Here is a 255-nt window from a genome sequence, read left to right on the forward strand (position 1 = left end):
TGCCTTCCCAAGCTCTTTTGTTCATTAACCAGAACTTAGGTATAGCTTTACCGTCTTTACTTGCTGGAGTAACAGCCCCTTCCCACTCGAAGACAAAGTCCTTGGTGATGGCATTCGATAGGTCAGGCTTTGGAATTGGGTTTAATGGTAAGGATGGTATCTTTTGTTCCTTAGCAACACTCTCACCTTTGACTGAGAAAGCACAAAGAGGAAATGGAAAGTTTCCTTTTAGGTGGCGAACATAGAATGTAGAAC

The 255-nt window shown here is 42.7% G+C and carries 1 pseudogene; it reads right to left on the bottom strand.

The window, feature by feature from the left end:
• Positions 1-255: pseudogene (locus tag FQ668_RS28880) on the bottom strand (hypothetical protein); the annotation flags it as partial.

This window comes from Pseudomonas sp. Kh14, assembly GCF_900291005.1.
Classification (GTDB): Bacteria; Pseudomonadota; Gammaproteobacteria; order Pseudomonadales; family Pseudomonadaceae; genus Aquipseudomonas; species Aquipseudomonas alloputida.